The organism is Pseudomonas sp. Ant30-3 (genome assembly GCF_000690905.1).
In the GTDB taxonomy this organism is placed as follows: Bacteria; Pseudomonadota; Gammaproteobacteria; order Pseudomonadales; family Pseudomonadaceae; genus Aquipseudomonas.
This window is the reverse complement of the sequence record NZ_JMCL01000014.1, coordinates 1-17,284: the sequence shown is the minus strand read 5'-3', so window position 1 is coordinate 17,284 and position 17,284 is coordinate 1. Positions and strand designations below refer to the sequence as shown.

15 protein-coding genes and 2 tRNA genes are annotated in these 17,284 nt (G+C 58.8%); 11 read left to right on the top strand and 6 right to left on the bottom strand.

Going from position 1 to position 17,284, the window contains the following annotated elements:
- Nucleotides 1-50: 50 nt before the first annotated feature.
- The 5 genes from murI to hemA are packed head-to-tail and all read right to left on the bottom strand — an operon-like array spanning nucleotide 51 to nucleotide 4,776.
- Nucleotides 51-842 carry a glutamate racemase gene (murI, locus tag DU29_RS0103690; protein WP_028620493.1) on the bottom strand — a complete coding sequence of 264 codons (792 nt, stop codon included), beginning with the start codon at nucleotides 840-842 and terminating at the stop codon, nucleotides 51-53.
- Nucleotides 835-1,590 (bottom strand): molybdopterin-synthase adenylyltransferase MoeB, encoded by a 756-nt coding sequence (locus tag DU29_RS0103685; protein ID WP_028620492.1) that lies wholly within the window; start codon nucleotides 1,588-1,590, stop codon nucleotides 835-837. The genes murI and DU29_RS0103685 overlap by 8 nt, the downstream gene beginning before the upstream one ends.
- On the bottom strand, nucleotides 1,584-2,414 hold the full coding sequence (gene prmC, locus DU29_RS0103680; protein ID WP_028620491.1) for a peptide chain release factor N(5)-glutamine methyltransferase: 831 nt from the start codon (nucleotides 2,412-2,414) through the stop codon (nucleotides 1,584-1,586). The genes DU29_RS0103685 and prmC overlap by 7 nt, the downstream gene beginning before the upstream one ends.
- Entirely contained in the window at nucleotides 2,411-3,490 is a 1,080-nt protein-coding gene (prfA, locus tag DU29_RS0103675; RefSeq protein WP_028620490.1) for a peptide chain release factor 1, read from the bottom strand. Before prfA ends, prmC begins: the two co-directional genes overlap by 4 nt.
- Nucleotides 3,487-4,776, bottom strand: a complete 1,290-nt coding sequence (hemA, locus tag DU29_RS0103670) for a glutamyl-tRNA reductase (protein ID WP_028620489.1) — start codon at nucleotides 4,774-4,776, stop codon at nucleotides 3,487-3,489. Before hemA ends, prfA begins: the two co-directional genes overlap by 4 nt.
- A gap of 380 nt (nucleotides 4,777-5,156) precedes the next feature.
- Between hemA and DU29_RS0103660 the strand changes: the two genes are divergently transcribed.
- The 8 genes from DU29_RS0103660 (at nucleotide 5,157) to ychF (ending at nucleotide 12,087) form a co-directional block, all read left to right on the top strand.
- Complete coding sequence (locus tag DU29_RS0103660) at nucleotides 5,157-6,881, top strand: tetratricopeptide repeat protein (protein ID WP_028620487.1); 1,725 nt, start codon at nucleotides 5,157-5,159, stop codon at nucleotides 6,879-6,881.
- A gap of 4 nt (nucleotides 6,882-6,885) precedes the next feature.
- Nucleotides 6,886-7,503 (top strand): lipoprotein insertase outer membrane protein LolB, encoded by a 618-nt coding sequence (gene lolB, locus DU29_RS0103655; protein WP_028620486.1) that lies wholly within the window; start codon nucleotides 6,886-6,888, stop codon nucleotides 7,501-7,503.
- Nucleotides 7,504-7,505: 2 nt separating this feature from the next.
- Nucleotides 7,506-8,357, top strand: coding sequence for a 4-(cytidine 5'-diphospho)-2-C-methyl-D-erythritol kinase (gene ispE, locus DU29_RS0103650; protein WP_028620485.1), 852 nt, complete (start codon nucleotides 7,506-7,508; stop codon nucleotides 8,355-8,357).
- A 36-nt stretch (nucleotides 8,358-8,393) separates the two neighbouring features.
- A tRNA-Gln gene (locus DU29_RS0103645) sits at nucleotides 8,394-8,468 on the top strand.
- 45 nt (nucleotides 8,469-8,513) lie between these two features.
- Nucleotides 8,514-9,455 (top strand): ribose-phosphate pyrophosphokinase, encoded by a 942-nt coding sequence (locus DU29_RS0103640; protein ID WP_003171603.1) that lies wholly within the window; start codon nucleotides 8,514-8,516, stop codon nucleotides 9,453-9,455.
- A 142-nt stretch (nucleotides 9,456-9,597) separates the two neighbouring features.
- Nucleotides 9,598-10,206, top strand: a complete 609-nt coding sequence (locus DU29_RS0103635; protein WP_028620484.1) for a 50S ribosomal protein L25/general stress protein Ctc — start codon at nucleotides 9,598-9,600, stop codon at nucleotides 10,204-10,206.
- A 172-nt stretch (nucleotides 10,207-10,378) separates the two neighbouring features.
- On the top strand, nucleotides 10,379-10,963 hold the full coding sequence (gene pth, locus DU29_RS0103630) for an aminoacyl-tRNA hydrolase (RefSeq protein ID WP_028620483.1): 585 nt from the start codon (nucleotides 10,379-10,381) through the stop codon (nucleotides 10,961-10,963).
- Nucleotides 10,964-10,986: 23 nt separating this feature from the next.
- Nucleotides 10,987-12,087, top strand: a complete 1,101-nt coding sequence (gene ychF, locus DU29_RS0103625) for a redox-regulated ATPase YchF (protein ID WP_028620482.1) — start codon at nucleotides 10,987-10,989, stop codon at nucleotides 12,085-12,087.
- 179 nt (nucleotides 12,088-12,266) lie between these two features.
- Here the strand turns inward: ychF and DU29_RS0103620 are convergent, their stop codons facing one another.
- Nucleotides 12,267-13,484 carry an MFS transporter gene (locus tag DU29_RS0103620; RefSeq protein WP_028620481.1) on the bottom strand — a complete coding sequence of 406 codons (1,218 nt, stop codon included), beginning with the start codon at nucleotides 13,482-13,484 and terminating at the stop codon, nucleotides 12,267-12,269.
- 321 nt (nucleotides 13,485-13,805) lie between these two features.
- On the opposite strand from DU29_RS0103620, the gene DU29_RS0103615 reads away from it, so the two are divergent.
- From DU29_RS0103615 to DU29_RS0103605, 3 genes are all read left to right on the top strand, one after another.
- Nucleotides 13,806-15,863 carry a methyl-accepting chemotaxis protein gene (locus DU29_RS0103615; protein ID WP_028620480.1) on the top strand — a complete coding sequence of 686 codons (2,058 nt, stop codon included), beginning with the start codon at nucleotides 13,806-13,808 and terminating at the stop codon, nucleotides 15,861-15,863.
- A gap of 115 nt (nucleotides 15,864-15,978) precedes the next feature.
- Nucleotides 15,979-16,055: transfer RNA gene (locus DU29_RS0103610), tRNA-Met, on the top strand.
- A 162-nt stretch (nucleotides 16,056-16,217) separates the two neighbouring features.
- The coding region (locus DU29_RS0103605; protein ID WP_033050277.1) for a gamma-glutamyltransferase at nucleotides 16,218-17,284 on the top strand (1,067 nt) is incomplete at its 3' end.

Here is a 17,284-nt window from a genome sequence, read left to right as displayed (position 1 = left end):
CGGCGCTTAAGTAGAAGTTCAGCCCGTTTAGATGTTATTTCACATTTTTTTTACAATTCAAAGCTTCTCACACTGCCTTTTGAATTCCAAAGCATCGCAAGGACATGCTGAAAGTGTTCAGGATCGGCGCTGGTCCAGAACTGCGCGGCGCGGGCGGGGCCTTCCGCCAACAGTTCGCGCGCAGTCAGCAAGCGTTTAAGTTGACGTGCCACTGCGGCGCCGGTATCGATCAGGCTGATGTCATCCGCAAGCATATGCCTGAGCATAGGCCTTAGAAACGGATAATGTGTGCAGCCGAGAATAATCGTGTCACATCCGGCGGCCAACAGCGGCTGGACATAGCGTTCCAGCAGCTGACGCAGGACCGGGCTGTGCAGGTCGCCGTTTTCAATCAGCTCTACCAGGCCCGGACAGGGCTGGGTGATAACTCGCACATCGGTCGCAAAACGGTCGAGCAATGCCGCAAATTTGGCGCTCTGCAACGTGCCGGTCGTGGCCAGCACTCCGACCACGCCGCTGCGGGTCGCGGCGGCAGCAGGTTTGACCGCCGGCTCCATGCCGACAATGGGCCAGTCGGGATAATCGCGGCGCAAATCGGCGACGCCGGCCACCGTCGCGGTGTTGCAGGCCAGCACCAGCGCCTTCGCACCCTGCTGACGAAAAAAACCGGCCATGACGCTGCAACGCTGACGGATGAATTCCGGAGTTTTCTCGCCGTAGGGGACGTTGCCGCAATCGGCGACGTACAACAAAGATTCCTGCGGCAGCAAGTGCTGGATTTCACCAAGCACCGACAAGCCTCCGACCCCGGAGTCGAACACGCCGATGGGCGCTTCACGCATGCGTCGGCCCACAGACGCTGCAACCCGGATCACGCTTGACTCGCAGCTCACGGAAACGCGAGCCCAAGGCGTCGATCAACAACAGCCGCCCCACCAGCGGTTCGCCAAAACCAGCCAAAAGCTTCAACGCTTCCAGCGCCTGGAGGCTGCCGACAAGACCCACGAGAGGCCCCACAACGCCGGCTTCACTGCACGTCAATTCGGCTTCGCTGCCGTGCCCGTATAAACAGTGGTAGCAGGGACTTTCCGGCCGACGCGGGTCAAACACCGACAGTTGACCTTCGAGGCGGATCGCCGCGCCGCTGACCAAAGGTTTGCTGCCGGCAACGCACGCGGCGTTGACGGCTTCGCGAGTGGAGAAATTATCGGAGCAGTCCAGCACCAGATCGACTGCAGCCACGGCGGCGGCGAGAGAATCATCGTCCAGCGCAGCACGATGGGCGACCAGACTGATTTCGGGATTGATGGCGCTCAGCCGGCGAATCGCCGAATCGACTTTGCTTACGCCAACGCTGTCGGTGTCATGGATGATCTGGCGTTGCAGGTTTGTCAGATCGACCGTATCGAAGTCGGCCAGATGCAGCTCACCGACGCCAGCGGCGGCGAGGTAAAGCGCCACAGGCGAGCCAAGACCGCCGAGGCCGACGATCAACACGCGGCTGCCCTTCAGTCGAAGTTGACCTTCGATGTCGACGTGCTGCAGGAGGATCTGCCGACTGTAGCGCAACAATTCCTGATCATTCAGCACGGCAGGCGTCCCAGACTGATGCGTTGGTGGCCGCCCAGGTCGGTGCGGCTGTGGACTTCTTCGAAACTTTGGGTCAGCAGTAAATCGCGCACGGCTTCGGCTTGATCGTAGCCGTGTTCGAGCATCAACCAACCGCCCGCCTCAAGGTATTGCGGCGCCTGCGCGACGATCAGACGCAAATCGTCGAGCCCGTCGACGCCAGCCACCAACGCACTCTCAGGCTCAAAGCGCACATCACCCTCTGCCAGATGCGGATCGGACGAAGCGATATAAGGCGGGTTGCTGATGATCAGGTTGAAGCGCTGACCTGCAAGCGCGCTGAACCAATGGCTGCTGAGCACCGTGGCATTTTTCAGGTGCAGTCGCTCGCGGTTGCGCTCGGCCAGGGCCACGGCTTCGAGCACGCGATCAACTGCCGTGACCTTCCAGGTCGGGCGTTCGCTGGCGAGGGCCAATGCGATGGCGCCGCTGCCGGTGCCCAGATCCAACACCTTGGCAGGTGTCGCCGGGATCAGTTCCAGCGCCGCTTCGACCAGCAATTCGGTGTCCGGGCGCGGGATGAGCGTGTGCGGCGCGACTTCCAGATCGAGTTTCCAGAAACCCTGCTGGCCCAGAATATACGCCACGGGCTCACCGCCTCGACGGCGCTGCAAATAACTGGCGAACGTTAACGCGGCGTCGCTCGGGACAATGCGCTCCGGCCAGGTGTGCAGAAAACTGCGTGATTTGCCCAGCGCCGCGGCGAGCAGTAATTCGGCATCCAGACGCGCCGTCGGCGAATCGGGCAAATCGGCCGCGCGCAGCAAACTGGCAATGATGGTCATTCTATCGCTGCCAATTGGTCAGCCTGGTATTCGGCCAGTAACGGCTCAATGACCGCATCGACGCCGCCGGCGAGAATTTCATCGAGGGAGTACAACGTCAGGTTAACGCGGTGATCAGTGACCCGGCCCTGAGCGAAGTTATAGGTGCGGATGCGTTCAGAGCGATCACCCGAGCCCACCAGCAACTTGCGTTCGCTGGCGATGGCATTGGCGGCAGCGCTGGTCTGCTGATCGTTAAGCTTGGCCGACAGCCATGCCATCGCCCGGGCACGGTTCTTGTGCTGCGAACGTTCTTCCTGACACTCGACAACGATGCCGGACGGAATGTGCGTGATGCGGATCGCCGAGTCGGTCTTGTTGACGTGCTGGCCGCCGGCGCCCGAGGATTTGTAGGTGTCCACGCGGATATCCGCCGGGTTGATCTCGATCGCTTCCTGCTCATCCGGCTCGGGCAATACGGCCACGGTGCAGGCCGACGTGTGAATCCGCCCTTGGGATTCCGTTGCCGGAACCCGTTGCACACGGTGCGCGCCGGACTCGAATTTCAGTTTGCCATACACATTCTCGCCTTCAACCCGGGCGATGACTTCTTTATAGCCGCCATGCTCGCCGATGTTCTCCGAGAGAATCTCAACGCGCCAGCCGCGACGCTCGGCGTACCGCGAATACATGCGAAACAGGTCGCCGGAGAAAATCGCCGCCTCGTCACCACCGGTGCCGGCGCGGATTTCCAGAAAGACATTACGCCCGTCGTTCGGATCCTTGGGCAGCAGCAGCCGTTGCAGGCTCGCCTCGATTTCGACCAGTTGCTCCTTGGCTTCGCGAACTTCTTCCACGGCCATTTCGCGCATGTCCGGGTCGCTGTCCTTGAGCAGTGCCTGCGCTCCTTCGAGGTCGCTTTGCACCTTGAGCAACTGTTTATAGGTATTCACCACCGGCTCGACTTCGGCATATTCCTTGGAATAGGCGCGGAATTTGGTCTGATCGGAAATGACTTCGCCGTCGCCAAGCAACGCGGTCAGTTCCTCGAAACGATCCTGGAGGATGTCCAGCTTATTGAGCAGTGACGCTTTCATTGCGGTTTCTTATCCGAAAAGCTATCCGATGAGCCCTCACCGAGGGCAAAGAGTTCCTGGGCCATGGCCAGTGCGTCGAGGCGTCCTTCGGCAGAAAGCTTTTTCAACTGCACGCTCGGGGCGTGCAGGAGTTTATTGGTGAGCCCGCGCGCCAATTGCACCAGCACGTCTTCGGCGCTGCTACCGTTGGCCAGCATGCGCTGGGCTTTCTGCAATTCTTCATCACGCAGGCGCTCGCTCTGCTGGCGATAAGCCTTGAGCACATCCACTGCCGCCAATTCGCGCAGGCGCAGCATGAAATCTTCAGCGCCAACCGAGACCATTTCTTCAGCGGCCTGAGCTGCACCTTGCCGACTCTTGAGGTTTTCGGCGACCACTTCGTGGAGATCGTCGACGCTGTAGAGGTAAACATCGTCCAGCTCGCCGACTTCCGGTTCGATGTCCCGAGGGACGGCGATATCCACCATGAAGATCGGCTTGTGTTTGCGCAGTTTCAACGCACTTTCAACGGCGCCTTTGCCGAGTATCGGCAGCTGGCTGGCGGTGGAGCTGATGACGATGTCGCTGCGCACCAGTTCGGCCGGAATGTCCGAGAGCAGTACGGCATGAGCACCGAACTGCTCGGCCAGAATACTCGCGCGTTCCAGCGTGCGGTTAGCGACGACGATGCGTTTCACACCCAGCTCATGCAAATGGCGGGCGACCAGGGTGATGGTCTCGCCAGCACCGATCAACAGAGCCTGACTGCGTTGCAAATCACTGAAAATCTGTTTCGCCAGGCTCACCGCCGCAAACGCGACGGACACCGGGTTCTCGCCGATGGCGGTGTCGGTACGCACTTGTTTGGCGGCATTGAACGTCGCCTGAAACAAACGCCCCAGCAGTGGGCCGATAGTGCCGGCCTCTCGGGCCACGGCATAGGCCGACTTCATTTGACCGAGAATCTGCGGCTCGCCCAACACCAGCGAATCGAGCCCGGAGGCGACTCGCATCATGTGACGAACTGCCGCATCATCTTCGTGCACATAGGCACTCGCGCGCAGGTCCTCGAGGCTCAAATGATGATAATCGGCCAGCCAGCGCAACACGATGTCAGCCGAAAGGTGATCCTGTTCTATATAGAGTTCACTGCGATTGCAGGTGGAGAGGATCGCAGCTTCGCGGCTGTCGGTGAGTCGGCAGAGCTGCTGCAATGCCTCAACCAGTTGCTCAGGGGTAAAGGCCACGCGCTCGCGGACGTCTACTGAAGCAGTCTTGTGGTTGATACCGAGTGCAAGGAAGGCCATTCAAAGTCGCTGATGGTGACGTGAAGCCGGCAATTGTCCTACTTCGACAGATTGAGAACAACTACTCGATATCTATTGACCTGGTAGGCGACGCCCAGGTTTGCGAGCGGTTCTCGTTTACAACATAACCTGAGGTGCATACCGCCCTTGTGGGAGCCGGCTTGCTGGTGCTGGACTTGCAGGTGACGTGTCCTCTCCAGAGTAACCGCGTCATCGTTCACGACCATCGCCGGCAAGCCGGCTCCTACGGGGTTGCGTGCGATTTCAAGTCAGGTCGCCGACACCTGCCGGTGTGCAACGGTAAATTGGCCGGCCGGTTATGTTTGGCCCAACGCTTGTGTCATGATGATCCGACCGCAGGTTAGTCGTCCTCCTCCTATATGAATAGATCCTCCGCGTTGCTCCTCGCTTTTGTCTTCCTCAGCGGCTGCCAGGCCATGGCACCCGTTCCGTCGGACGGCACGCCGCCGGTCGAAGACAGCGTCAAAGCACCTGAAAAGCCCAAGGTCTACGGCTCCTTCAGCGAAGAAACCGTCTTCAGCCTGCTGAGCGCCGAACTCGCTGGCCAGCGCAATCGCTTCGACATTGCCCTGGACAACTATGTCACTCAGGCCATCAACACCCAGGATCCGGGCATTTCCGAACGGGCATTTCGCATCGCCGAGTACCTCGGCGCCGATCAGGCCGCGCTGGACACCGCGCTGATCTGGGCGAAAAACGCCCCGGACGACCTTGAGGCGCAACGGGCTGCAGCGGTGCAACTGGCGCGGGCCGGTCGCTACGACGACTCCATGATCTATATGGAGAAAGTCCTGCTGGGCAAAGGCGATACGCATTTCGACTTTCTTGCCCTGTCCGCCGCGGACACCGATCAGGAAACCCGCGACGGCCTGAGGAAAAGTTTTGACCGGTTGTTGCAGCGACACCCAAACAACAGTCAGCTGATTTTCGGCAAGGCTTTGCTTATGCAACAGGACGGAGACGCCAAAGGCGCACTGGCCCTGCTGGAAGACCATCCGCCGGAAGACGGCGAAGTCGCACCGATTCTGCTGCGTGCGCGCCTGCTGCAAGCGCTTGATCGTGGCGACGAGGCGCTGCCGCTTCTTAAGAAAAGCATCAAGAAGTACCCGGACGACAAGCGCCTGCGCCTGACCTATGCACGCACGCTGGTCGAGCAGAACCGCATGGACGACGCCAAAGTCGAGTTCTCCAGCCTGGTTCAGCAATATCCGGAGGACGACGATCTGCGTTACTCCCTGGCGTTGGTATGCCTGGAAGCCAAGGCCTGGGACGAGGCCAAGGGTTATCTGGAAGACCTGATCGCGCGGGAAAGCCACGTCGACTCGGCTCACCTGAACCTCGGCCGTATCGCTGAAGAGCGCAACGACCCTCAGGGCGCGCTGATCGAGTACGCCCAAGTGGGTACCGGCAACGATTACCTGCCGGCGCAACTGCGTCAGACCGATATCCTCATGAGCAACGGCAACACGGCCGAAGCGCAGCGGCGTCTTGCCGCTGAGCGCGACGAGCAGCCCGATTATGCAATTCAGCTTTACCTGATCGAAGCCGAGACCCTGTCCGCCAACAAGCAGGGGGACAAGGCATGGTCGGTGCTCGCCAAGGCCTTGCAGAAGTATCCGGACGATCTGAATCTGCTGTACACCCGCGCCATGCAGGCCGAGAAACGCAATGATCTGGCGCAGATGGAGAAAGACCTGCGCCTGATCATCAAGCGCGACCCGGACAATGCAATGGCGCTGAACGCTCTCGGCTATACCTTGTCGGACCGTACGACACGTTATGCCGAAGCCAAGGCGCTGATCGAGCAGGCGCACCAGATCAGTCCGGAAGACCCGGCGGTACTCGACAGCCTCGGCTGGGTGAACTTCCGCCTTGGCAATCTCGACGAAGCCGAACGCTATCTGCGTCAGGCGCTGGAGCGCTTTCCCGACCAGGAAGTCGCCGCGCACCTTGGTGAAGTTCTGTGGGCCAACGGCAAACAAAGTGAAGCCCGGCAAATCTGGAGCAAGTTCCTCAAGGAACAACCCGATAGCCCAATCCTGCGCAGCACCATCAAGCGCCTGACCGGATCAGAGACTCTTTAAGATTATGTTTTTGCGCCACCTCATCGTTTTCAGCTTCATCGCCTTGCTCGCCGGTTGCGCGGGCTTCGGTGCCCGCGAGTCGGTTCAGGGTCAAGGCGATCCAGGTCAATGGCGTCAGCACAAACAACAGCTGACCGGCCTTGACGGCTGGCAGATCAACGGCAAGATCGGCATTCGCGCACCCAAAGACTCAGGCAGCGGCACCCTGTTCTGGCTGCAGCGGCAGGATTACTACGACATTCGCCTGTCCGGCCCGCTGGGACGCGGCGCGGCACGCTTGACCGGACGCCCCGGCAACGTCTCGCTGGAAGTGGCCAATCAGGGACGCTACGAAGCGCCAACGCCAGAGCAACTGCTCGAAGAACAGCTGGGCTGGAAACTGCCGGTGTCTCATTTGGCCTGGTGGGTGCGCGGACTCCCCGCACCTGACAGCAAAAGCCGCCTGACCCTCGATGCCGATAGCCGCCTGGCGAGCCTGGATCAGGACGGTTGGCAGGTCGAATACCTGAGTTATGCCGAGCAAAACGGTTACTGGCTGCCCGAGCGAATCAAGCTGCATGGCACCGACCTTGACGTCACGCTGGTGATCAAGGAATGGCAACCTCGCAAGCTGGGGCAGTGAAGATGAGCGCTCCACGTCTGACACTGCCCTCCCCGGCCAAACTGAATCTGATGCTGCACATTCTTGGTCGCCGTGAAGACGGTTACCACGAGTTGCAGACGATTTTTCAGTTTCTCGATTACGGCGATGAAATTACTTACGCCGTGCGCGACGACGGCGTGATTCGTTTGCACACCGAATTTGCGGGCGTACCTCACGACAGCAATCTGATTGTTCGCGCGGCGAAAAAACTTCAGGAACAATCCGGTTGTTCGCTCGGCATCGACATCTGGATCGAAAAAATCCTGCCCATGGGCGGTGGAATAGGCGGCGGCAGTTCGAACGCCGCAACCACATTGCTAGGGCTGAATCATTTGTGGCAACTGGGCTGGGACGAAGATCGGCTAGCCGCTCTGGGCCTGACGCTTGGCGCCGACGTCCCGGTTTTTGTGCGCGGCCACGCCGCTTTTGCAGAGGGCATTGGCGAGAAACTCACCCCTGTAGACCCCGAAGAACCGTGGTATGTCGTGCTTGTCCCGCAAGTATCTGTAAGTACAGCAGAAATTTTTTCGGATCCGCTGTTGACACGTAACTCTCCTCCCATTAAAGTGCGCCCCGTTCCCAAGGGAAACAGTCGAAATGACTGCTTACCGGTGGTAGCAAGGCGTTATCCAGATGTTCGTAACGCATTGAATTTGCTAGGTAATTTTACCGAAGCAAAACTCACCGGAACTGGAAGTTGTGTGTTTGGGGGCTTCCCAAGCAAAGCTGAAGCTGATAAAGTCTCGGCCCTTCTTACAGAGACCCTTACAGGGTTTGTAGCAAAAGGAAGCAACGTTTCGATGTTGCATCGCAAGCTGCAAAATCTGCTCTAAAGGAACCGAGTACTCGGTACTCGTTGCAACAGATACAGGGGCGTCGCCAAGCGGTAAGGCAGCAGGTTTTGATCCTGCCATGCGTTGGTTCGAATCCAGCCGCCCCTGCCATTTTCTATACTCATCCAGGTTACCCTCAGCCTCTAGGTACTGCGCGTGTCCAAGATGATGGTCTTTACGGGGAACGCTAACCCCGATCTGGCTCGGCGTGTTGTACGTCAGCTGCATATCCCTCTCGGTGACATCTCTGTCGGCAAGTTCTCCGACGGCGAAATTACTGCCGAGATCAATGAAAACGTCCGCGGTAAAGATGTCTTCATTATTCAGCCGACTTGCGCTCCGACCAACGATAACCTGATGGAACTGGTAGTGATGGCCGATGCCTTCCGCCGCTCCTCGGCTACTCGTATCACTGCTGTAATTCCTTACTTTGGTTATGCCCGTCAGGATCGCCGTCCGCGTTCCGCACGTGTGGCTATCAGCGCGAAAGTCGTCGCTGACATGCTTACCGTAGTCGGCATCGATCGTGTTCTCACGGTTGATCTGCATGCTGACCAGATTCAGGGCTTCTTCGATATCCCTGTAGATAACATCTACGGCTCCCCGGTTCTGGTGGATGACATTGAAGATCAGCGCTTCGAAAATCTTATGATCGTGTCCCCGGACATTGGCGGCGTCGTGCGTGCACGTGCTGTTGCCAAATCCCTGGGCGTTGATCTCGGGATCATCGACAAACGCCGTGAAAAGGCCAATCACTCTGAAGTGATGCATATCATCGGTGATGTTGAAGGGCGTACCTGTATTCTGGTCGATGACATGGTCGATACCGCCGGCACTCTGTGCCACGCGGCAAAGGCTTTGAAAGAGCATGGCGCAGCCAAGGTTTTTGCTTACTGCACGCACCCTGTGCTGTCGGGTCGGGCAATCGAAAACATTGAAAATTCCGTGCTGGACGAGCTGGTGGTGACCAACACCATTCCGCTGTCCGCTGCAGCACAAGCCTGTGCGCGTATCCGTCAACTGGATATCGCACCGGTAGTTGCCGAAGCGGTTCGCCGCATCAGCAATGAAGAATCGATCAGCGCGATGTTCCGTTAAGGGCCCTGCCCTTTCCATTACATCTCGTTGTCGAAAAGCGCCCCGCCCCGGCATTCCTGTCGGGGCGGGGCTTTTTTGCCCATATCGCCTTTAGCGCTGGTCGCAAACGCTGGGGCGAATGTGGTTATTTTGGAGATACAACATGAACGATTTTACCCTGAATGCTGAAGTGCGTTCCGACCTGGGGAAAGGTGCGAGCCGCCGCCTGCGTCGTCTCGCAAGCCTGGTTCCAGCTGTAGTTTACGGTGGCGACAAAGCCCCTGAATCCATCAGCATGCTGGCTAAAGAAGTTGCCAAACTGCTCGAAAACGACGCGGCTTACAGCCACATCATCGAGCTGAACGTTGGCGGCACCAAGCAAAACGTAATCATCAAAGCTCTGCAGCGTCACCCGGCCAAAGGCCACGTGATGCACGCCGACTTCGTACGCGTTGTAGCTGGCCAGAAACTGACCGCTATCGTGCCTGTACACTTTGTTGGTGAAGAAACTCCGATCAAGAAAGGCGGCGAAGTTTCGCACGTTACCTCCGAAATCGAAGTGACTTGCTTGCCGAAAGATCTGCCTGAGTTCATCGAAGTCGACGTGTCGAAACTCGAAATCGGCGACATCATTCACATGTCCGACATCAAAGCCCCTAAAGGCGTTGAGTTTGTTGCTCTGGCACACGGTGATGACAAGGCTGTTGCCAACGTCCACGCCCCACGTGTCGTTCCAACAGAAGATGCTCCTGAAGAAGGCGCTGCAGAGTAATTATTACTCTGTAATGCCGGAGTGAGCAGATAACATCGCGGACTGGTACGTAGCGAGAAAGCGGGCGAGAACGCGGAGTTTACATAATGGTAAATGAGCATTTGTCGTCCACTTTCGCCGCACACACTCATCGCGGCGATGTTATCCACCACTCCAAGGAAGGGCCCCTATCGTGACTGCCATCAAACTGATCGTTGGCCTGGGAAATCCAGGCACTGAATACGAACAGACCCGGCATAACGCAGGGGCCCTTTTTGTTGAGCGCATCGCGAGCGCACAAGGTGTGAACCTTGTGGCGGATCGCAAATATTTCGGCCTGACCGGACGCTATTCGCATCAGGGTCAGGATGTTCGTCTGCTGATCCCCACCACGTACATGAACCGTAGCGGCCAGGCCGTGGCGGCACTTGCAGGGTTTTTCCGCATTACGCCTGAAGAAATCCTCGTGGCACATGACGAACTCGACCTGCCGCCCGGTGTTGCCAAGCTCAAGCAAGGCGGCGGGCATGGTGGTCATAACGGGTTGCGCGACATCATTGCGCAACTGGGCAATCAGAATACCTTCTACCGCTTGCGGCTTGGCATTGGCCACCCGGGCGTAGCCAGTATGGTTTCAAATTTCGTCCTGGGTCGTGCGCCACGCGCCGAACAGGAAAAACTCGATGCCAGCATCGACTTTGCCCTCGGCGTGCTGCCGGATATCCTCGCCGGGGAATGGAACCGCGCGATGAAAAACCTGCACAGCCAGAAGGCCTGACTCTACTCCTCGGGGAAAACACCATGGGATTCAATTGCGGCATCGTCGGCCTGCCTAACGTCGGTAAGTCCACCCTGTTCAACGCCCTGACCAAATCCGGGATCGCGGCCGAGAACTTCCCCTTCTGCACCATCGAGCCGAACACCGGTATCGTGCCGATGCCAGACAGCCGTCTCGAAGCATTGGCAGCGATCGTCAATCCCAAGCGCATCCTGCCGACCACCATGGAGTTCGTCGACATCGCCGGCCTGGTTGCCGGCGCCTCGAAAGGTGAAGGTCTGGGCAACAAGTTCCTCGCCAACATTCGCGAAACCGATGCCATCGCGCACGTGGTCCGCTGCTTTGAAGACGAGAACGTGATTCACGTCTCCAACAGCGTCGACCCGAAACGCGACATCGAGATCATCGACCTCGAATTGATCTTCGCCGACCTCGACAGCTGCGAGAAACAACTGCAGAAAGTCACCCGCAACGCCAAAGGTGGTGACAAGGACGCCGTAGTCCAGAAAGCCATGCTCGAGCAACTGATCGCGCATTTCACCCTCGGCAAACCGGCGCGCACCTTGATGAAGGGTATGAACGCTGACGAAAAAGCGGTACTGCGTGGTTTCCACCTGCTGACCACCAAGCCAGTGATGTACATCGCTAACGTCGCTGAAGACGGTTTCGAGAACAACCCGCTGCTGGACGTGGTCAAGGCTATTGCCGAAGAAGAAGGCGCGATGGTGGTTCCGGTCTGCAACAAGATCGAGGCTGAAATCGCCGAGCTCGACGACGGCGAAGAAAAAGACATGTTCCTCGAAGCCCTGGGCCTCGAAGAGCCTGGCCTGAACCGCGTAATCCGTGCTGGTTACGAAATGCTGCACCTGCAGACTTACTTCACTGCCGGAGTCGAAGAAGTCCGCGCCTGGACCGTCCGCGTCGGTGCCACTGCACCACAAGCCGCTGGCGTGATCCACACCGACTTCGAAAAAGGCTTCATCCGCGCCGAAGTCATTGCCTACGACGACTTCATCCAGTACAAGGGCGAAGCAGGTGCTAAAGAAGCCGGCAAATGGCGCCTGGAAGGCAAGGAATACATCGTCAAAGACGGCGACGTGATGCACTTCCGTTTCAACGTCTGAGTTTATTCAGCACGAGAAACCGCCCAAGAAAAAGCCGCGTTTGATACGCGGCTTTTTTTGTGTCTGCAATTTGGACAACCCCCTGTAGGAGCCGGCTTGCTGGCGATCCAGACACCGCGGTTATCCAGCCAGTCCGCGTGATCGTTGATCGCCAGCAAGCCGGCTCCTGCAGGGGCGGTTCAAGCCTTTTTGGTTCTTGGCAAAAAGATCGCCAACACACCCAATAGCGGCAAGAACGAACACAGGAAGTACACGTACTCAATCCCGTGAATATCCGCGAGGTGTCCAAGCAACGCCGCACCAATCCCGCCAAAACCGAACATCAATCCGAAGAACACGCCGGCGATCATGCCGACATTGCCCGGCACCAGTTCTTGCGCGTACACCACGATCGCCGAAAACGCCGAGGCGAGGATGAAGCCGATCACTACGCTGAGCACCGTCGTCCAGAACAGGTCGACGTGGGGCAGCAGCAAGGTGAATGGCGCGACGCCGAGGATCGAAAACCAGATCACTGCCTTACGCCCGATCTTGTCGCCGATCGGCCCGCCAAAGAATGTCCCCGCCGCCACTGCGCCCAGGAACAGAAACAGATGCAGTTGCGAACTCGCCACCGACAGGTCGAACTTCTCGATCAGGTAAAAGGTGAAGTAGCTGGTGAGACTCGACATGTAGAAGTACTTGGAGAACACCAGTAAACCAAGGACCACCAATGCGCTGGTGACCCTGCCTTTCGACAAGCCATGTGTCGCCGCCTGGCCTTGTTTCAATTTGAACAGATTGAGGTGATTGGCGTACCAGCGGCTGATCCGATAGAGCACGAACAGCGCAAATACCGCGAACAGACCAAACCACGCCACGTGGCCTTGACCGAACGGAATGATGATTGCTGCCGCCAGCAGCGGCCCGAATGCCGAACCCGCATTGCCGCCGACCTGGAACGTCGATTGCGCGAAACCGTAACGTCCGCCAGACGCCAGACGCGCCACCCGCGAGGCTTCCGGGTGAAACGTCGAGGAGCCGATCCCGATCAGTCCCGCCGCCAGCAAAATCATCGGGAAACTGCCGACCACCGACATCATCAAAATGCCGATCAACGTGCACACGGTCCCCGCCGGCAGCAGCCAGGGTTTGGGATGGCGATCCGTGTGGTAACCCACCCACGGCTGCAACAGCGACGCCGTCAGCTGAAAGGTCAGCGTGATCAAGCCAACCTGGGTAAAGGTCAGGCCATAGTTGGCCTTGAGCATGGGGTAAATCGACGGCAGCACTGACTGAATCAGGTCGTTGATCAAGTGCGCCAACGCTACCGCGCCAATGATGCGCATGACCAACGGGCTGCTCTGTGAAGTCGCGGACGCCGGCGTTGGGCCGGTCTGGGCGTTGCTGATAGCCATGAGGTTTTCCGTACAGCGGGTGGGTGCAAACAGCGGGTACGTCAATGTGCCATTTTTCGGTGCGGCAGCGCCATCCCCTTAGCGTGCTAACGACCTAAATGAAAGGTGATAGCGCAACGCCATGATCTGAATCTTGCCTTGCTTATCCGCTTCAACGCGGCGCCCTTACAAAGGGCGTCGAGAATGGGAAGTTTCGCTACAGAGTCTGCCTACAGAGCAGGCAAGGGTGAACTTTCGAGGCCTTTAAACGGGGCACACGTCCGGGTCGCATTGACCTCGACGCACGCAATAAGTGCGTGGTGCCCAAGGGAGTCATGGGGCATGCAGGCTTTATTATCACCGGGGATCAGGTTGCTGGGGCGTTTCGGCTTCGCACGCAAATTTCAGCTGTTGTTCCTGCTGTTTATTCTGCCGCTGGCGGGCAGCCTGCTGATGATCGGCCAGGATTATCGTGAAAAACTCAGCCTGATCTCCGGTGAGCGGGCCGGAGTCCGACAGCTGCTCGCGCTGGACGCACTGGACAACCTGCTCGCCGCCCAGCGTAATCGCGCGGCTCGCTGGCGTGCCACGGAAACCAATCGTCAACCGACGCCGGCGACCCTTGCCGCGATGGCCGCGTTCGATGCGGTTCAGCCAGCCCTCGTCCAAGCCACGACTGATCTTGGCACGACGCTGCAAACCGAAGGCGCCGAAGCCGAAACTCTGGCGCGCTATCAGGCCTTGCAAACGGCACTCAACGGGCTCGATTCCAAAAGTCTCAGCAGCGTGGGCTGGTGGCCTGATGGTTACGATCGGTTTACCAGCGCCCTGAGCAGTTTGCAGGCGTTGCGCGAGCAGATCGCCATGGACAATCGCCTGACCCTCGCGCCGTGGCTGGAAACCTATTTGCTGACGCAGATCTCCACACAGCACGCGCCAGACCTGATCGAGCGAGTCGGCCGTCTGGCCAGTGTCGGTCAGGCTTCGGTGGTCTCCGGACAATTCACCCTGCAAAGCCGTCTGCAATTACGCGATCTGCGCAGCCGCATCGGTGACGCCCGCGAGCAACTGGTCAAAACCGCAGGCGTGCTTGAGGCCCGTTTGCCCAGCGCATTACAGGCCTGGGCCGGGCAATATCACGACAGCCTCAAGCACCTCGATACCGAGCTGAAAGTGCTGGATGACGGCGTGTTCGGCGGCAGCATCAAACTCAAGCCGGACGAGTTCGAACACAGCCTCGATGCGTTGTTATCCGACCTCGCTGCGCTGCGCCAGCAATCGTTGGTCTCTCTTGATCAGCGCCTGGATCATTACCACGGTTCGGCGGTTCGCCAGTTCATATTGGTGGCAACGGTTTTGGGTTGCCTCCTGTTGGCCGCGTTGTACCTGTTCGTTTGTTTACAGGCCTCGATTCGGCGCAGCGCGAGCGGCATCACGCTGTTGGCCGAAGCCCTGCGCGACGGAAACCTGAGCTTGCAAGTGCCGGTGCAGGGACGCGATGAATTGGCTGCTATCAGCATCGCGCTCAACGTCGCCGTGGTGCAACTGCGCAACAGTTTGCTCGGGGTCGATCACGAAACGCTGCAGTTGAGCGACGCGGTACGCACGCTTAATCACCACTCCAGCGGGGCGTTGGGCGAAGTCGAAGCACAGCAGTTGCAGATCAGTCAGATTGCCGCCGCCGCAACGCAATTGGCTGCCACCTCTCAAGGCGTCGCGCAGAGTTGCGAACAAGCCTCCGGCAGCGCTCAGAATACCCAGCGCATTGCCGCCGACAGCAGCCGCGACAGCCTGCGCACCACGGCCAGTATTCAGCAACTTAATCAGCGTCTGAACGAAACAGCGGCAGCACTGGGCCGGGTCAGTGAACAAGGACAGCAGATTCAGCTGGTGGTCGATACCATTCGCGGCGTCGCCGAGCAGACCAACTTGTTGGCACTCAACGCGGCAATCGAGGCAGCTCGAGCCGGCGAGCAAGGCCGCGGCTTTGCCGTGGTGGCCGATGAAGTGCGTAGCCTGTCGCAACGCACCCAGTCTTCCACCGCGCAAATCGCCGGCACTGTCGACAGTTTGCGCAACACGGTGAATGAGGCGGTGAGCTTGATGGAAGCGGCCTGTGGTCAGGCGCAATCCGATGCCCAGGCTGTCACCGGCCTGGGTGAGCGGCTGGGGGAAATCGCCAGCGCCGTGCAGAGTGTCACCGACACCCTGGCGCAAATTGCCACGGCAGTAGACGAGCAGGCGACGACCGCCGATGAGGTCAGCGGCAATATTCAGCAGGTCGATCAGGCTGCAGTGCGCTTGCTCGAAGGCGCTCGGGCGGTGAACCTCGCGGCAGATACCCTTAGCCAGGGCAGTAAGGCATTGAGTGCGAATACAGGAAGATTTCAGCTCAGTTGAGCCATGCCTGAGTCATATTTTCTACTTCAGAAGGATAAGCGGTTGAAAGTGTAGAGAAATATTTTTGATTTACGCTTGACGCATCCCTGATAGCGGTGAATAATGCGCGCCACTTGGCTACATAGCTCAGTTGGTTAGAGCATAGCATTCATAATGCTGGGGTCCGGGGTTCAAGTCCCTGTGTAGCCACCAAGTACTAAAAACGGCTTACCGAAAGGTAGGCCGTTTTTTTATGCCTCGAGAAAAGCGACCGCAGCCGACGGCCAAATACGTCTCCACTGAAGCCCGCTGTTTGCGTCACCCAGCATCCGCCGATAAAGTCCTCAGACCTTTCCCACGGATGGAGCGCCCCGCGTGTTCTCGATATCGCCTTTGAGCCACCATCGCCGCTCAGCACTTTCGCTGGTCGCAGCTGCATTGACCCTCGCCGCTTGCAGCGCTCCACCCTCCTCCACATTGCCGATGGCCCCGGAGATCGGTTCCGGTTACCGCGCCGATCTGCAAACCCGATACGCCTCGAAACACATGGCCGCAGCGGCAAACCCGCTGGCGGCAGAAGCCGGGCAGGAGATGTTGCGTGAAGGCGGTTCAGCGATCGATGCGGCCATTGCGATGCAAGCCGTGTTGACGCTGGTCGAGCCGCAGTCTTCCGGCATTGGTGGCGGTGCATTCATCGTGTTGTGGGATGGCCAGAATGTGCGCACGTATGACGGCCGGGAAACTGCGCCAGCCAAGGCAACTGAAAAACTGTTCCTGCAAGCAGACGGCACACCAATGGGGTTCACTCAAGCGCAGATCGGCGGCCGCTCGGTGGGCACCCCGGGCGTATTGCGCGCGCTGGAGCTGGCCCATCAAAAACACGGACGCCTGCCGTGGGCGCGACTTTTCGAGTCGGCAATCCAGCTTGCCGAGCAGGGCTTCGCGATTTCGCCTCGCCTGCATCAGTTGATTAGCTCGGACAGATCCCTGCCCAGTTCTCCGGAAATGGTCGCCTACTTCCTGAATGCCGACGGTAGCCCGAAAGCCGTCGCCACCCGCTTGAAAAACCCGGCGCTGGCCGCTGTGTTGAAACGCATCGCCAAAGAAGGTCCGGATGCGCTTTACAAAGGCGCGATTGCGCAGGAAATCGTCGCCAAGGTTCAGGGGCATGCCAATCCTGGCAGCCTGTCGCTGAGTGATCTGTCCGGTTACACCGCCAAGGAACGCCCGCCACTCTGTACAGACTACAAGCGCTGGCAGGTCTGCGGCATGCCCCCGCCGTCGTCCGGCGGAGTTGCCCTCGCACAAATTTTCGGCACCTTGCAGGCACTGCAACAGCGTGACCCGCGCTTCAACCTGGCGGCATTCGCGCCGGTCAAAAACGCCAGGCCGGCGGGTATCGAGCCGACTGCGCAAGCCGTGCACCTCATATCCGAAGCCGA

What these genes read in the sequence shown, in the direction of transcription:
- murI (WP_028620493.1), bottom strand. Translation starts at nt 842, where the DNA reads ATGCGTGAAGCGCCCATCGGCGTGTTCGACTCCGGGGTCGGAGGCTTG.
- DU29_RS0103635 (WP_028620484.1), top strand. Translation starts at nt 9,598, where the DNA reads ATGAACGATTTTACCCTGAATGCTGAAGTGCGTTCCGACCTGGGGAAA.
- ispE (WP_028620485.1), top strand. Translation starts at nt 7,506, where the DNA reads ATGAGCGCTCCACGTCTGACACTGCCCTCCCCGGCCAAACTGAATCTG.
- DU29_RS0103660 (WP_028620487.1), top strand. Translation starts at nt 5,157, where the DNA reads ATGAATAGATCCTCCGCGTTGCTCCTCGCTTTTGTCTTCCTCAGCGGC.
- prfA (WP_028620490.1), bottom strand. Translation starts at nt 3,490, where the DNA reads ATGAAAGCGTCACTGCTCAATAAGCTGGACATCCTCCAGGATCGTTTC.
- DU29_RS0103620 (WP_028620481.1), bottom strand. Translation starts at nt 13,484, where the DNA reads ATGGCTATCAGCAACGCCCAGACCGGCCCAACGCCGGCGTCCGCGACT.
- DU29_RS0103615 (WP_028620480.1), top strand. Translation starts at nt 13,806, where the DNA reads ATGCAGGCTTTATTATCACCGGGGATCAGGTTGCTGGGGCGTTTCGGC.
- prmC (WP_028620491.1), bottom strand. Translation starts at nt 2,414, where the DNA reads ATGACCATCATTGCCAGTTTGCTGCGCGCGGCCGATTTGCCCGATTCG.
- hemA (WP_028620489.1), bottom strand. Translation starts at nt 4,776, where the DNA reads ATGGCCTTCCTTGCACTCGGTATCAACCACAAGACTGCTTCAGTAGAC.
- lolB (WP_028620486.1), top strand. Translation starts at nt 6,886, where the DNA reads ATGTTTTTGCGCCACCTCATCGTTTTCAGCTTCATCGCCTTGCTCGCC.
- ychF (WP_028620482.1), top strand. Translation starts at nt 10,987, where the DNA reads ATGGGATTCAATTGCGGCATCGTCGGCCTGCCTAACGTCGGTAAGTCC.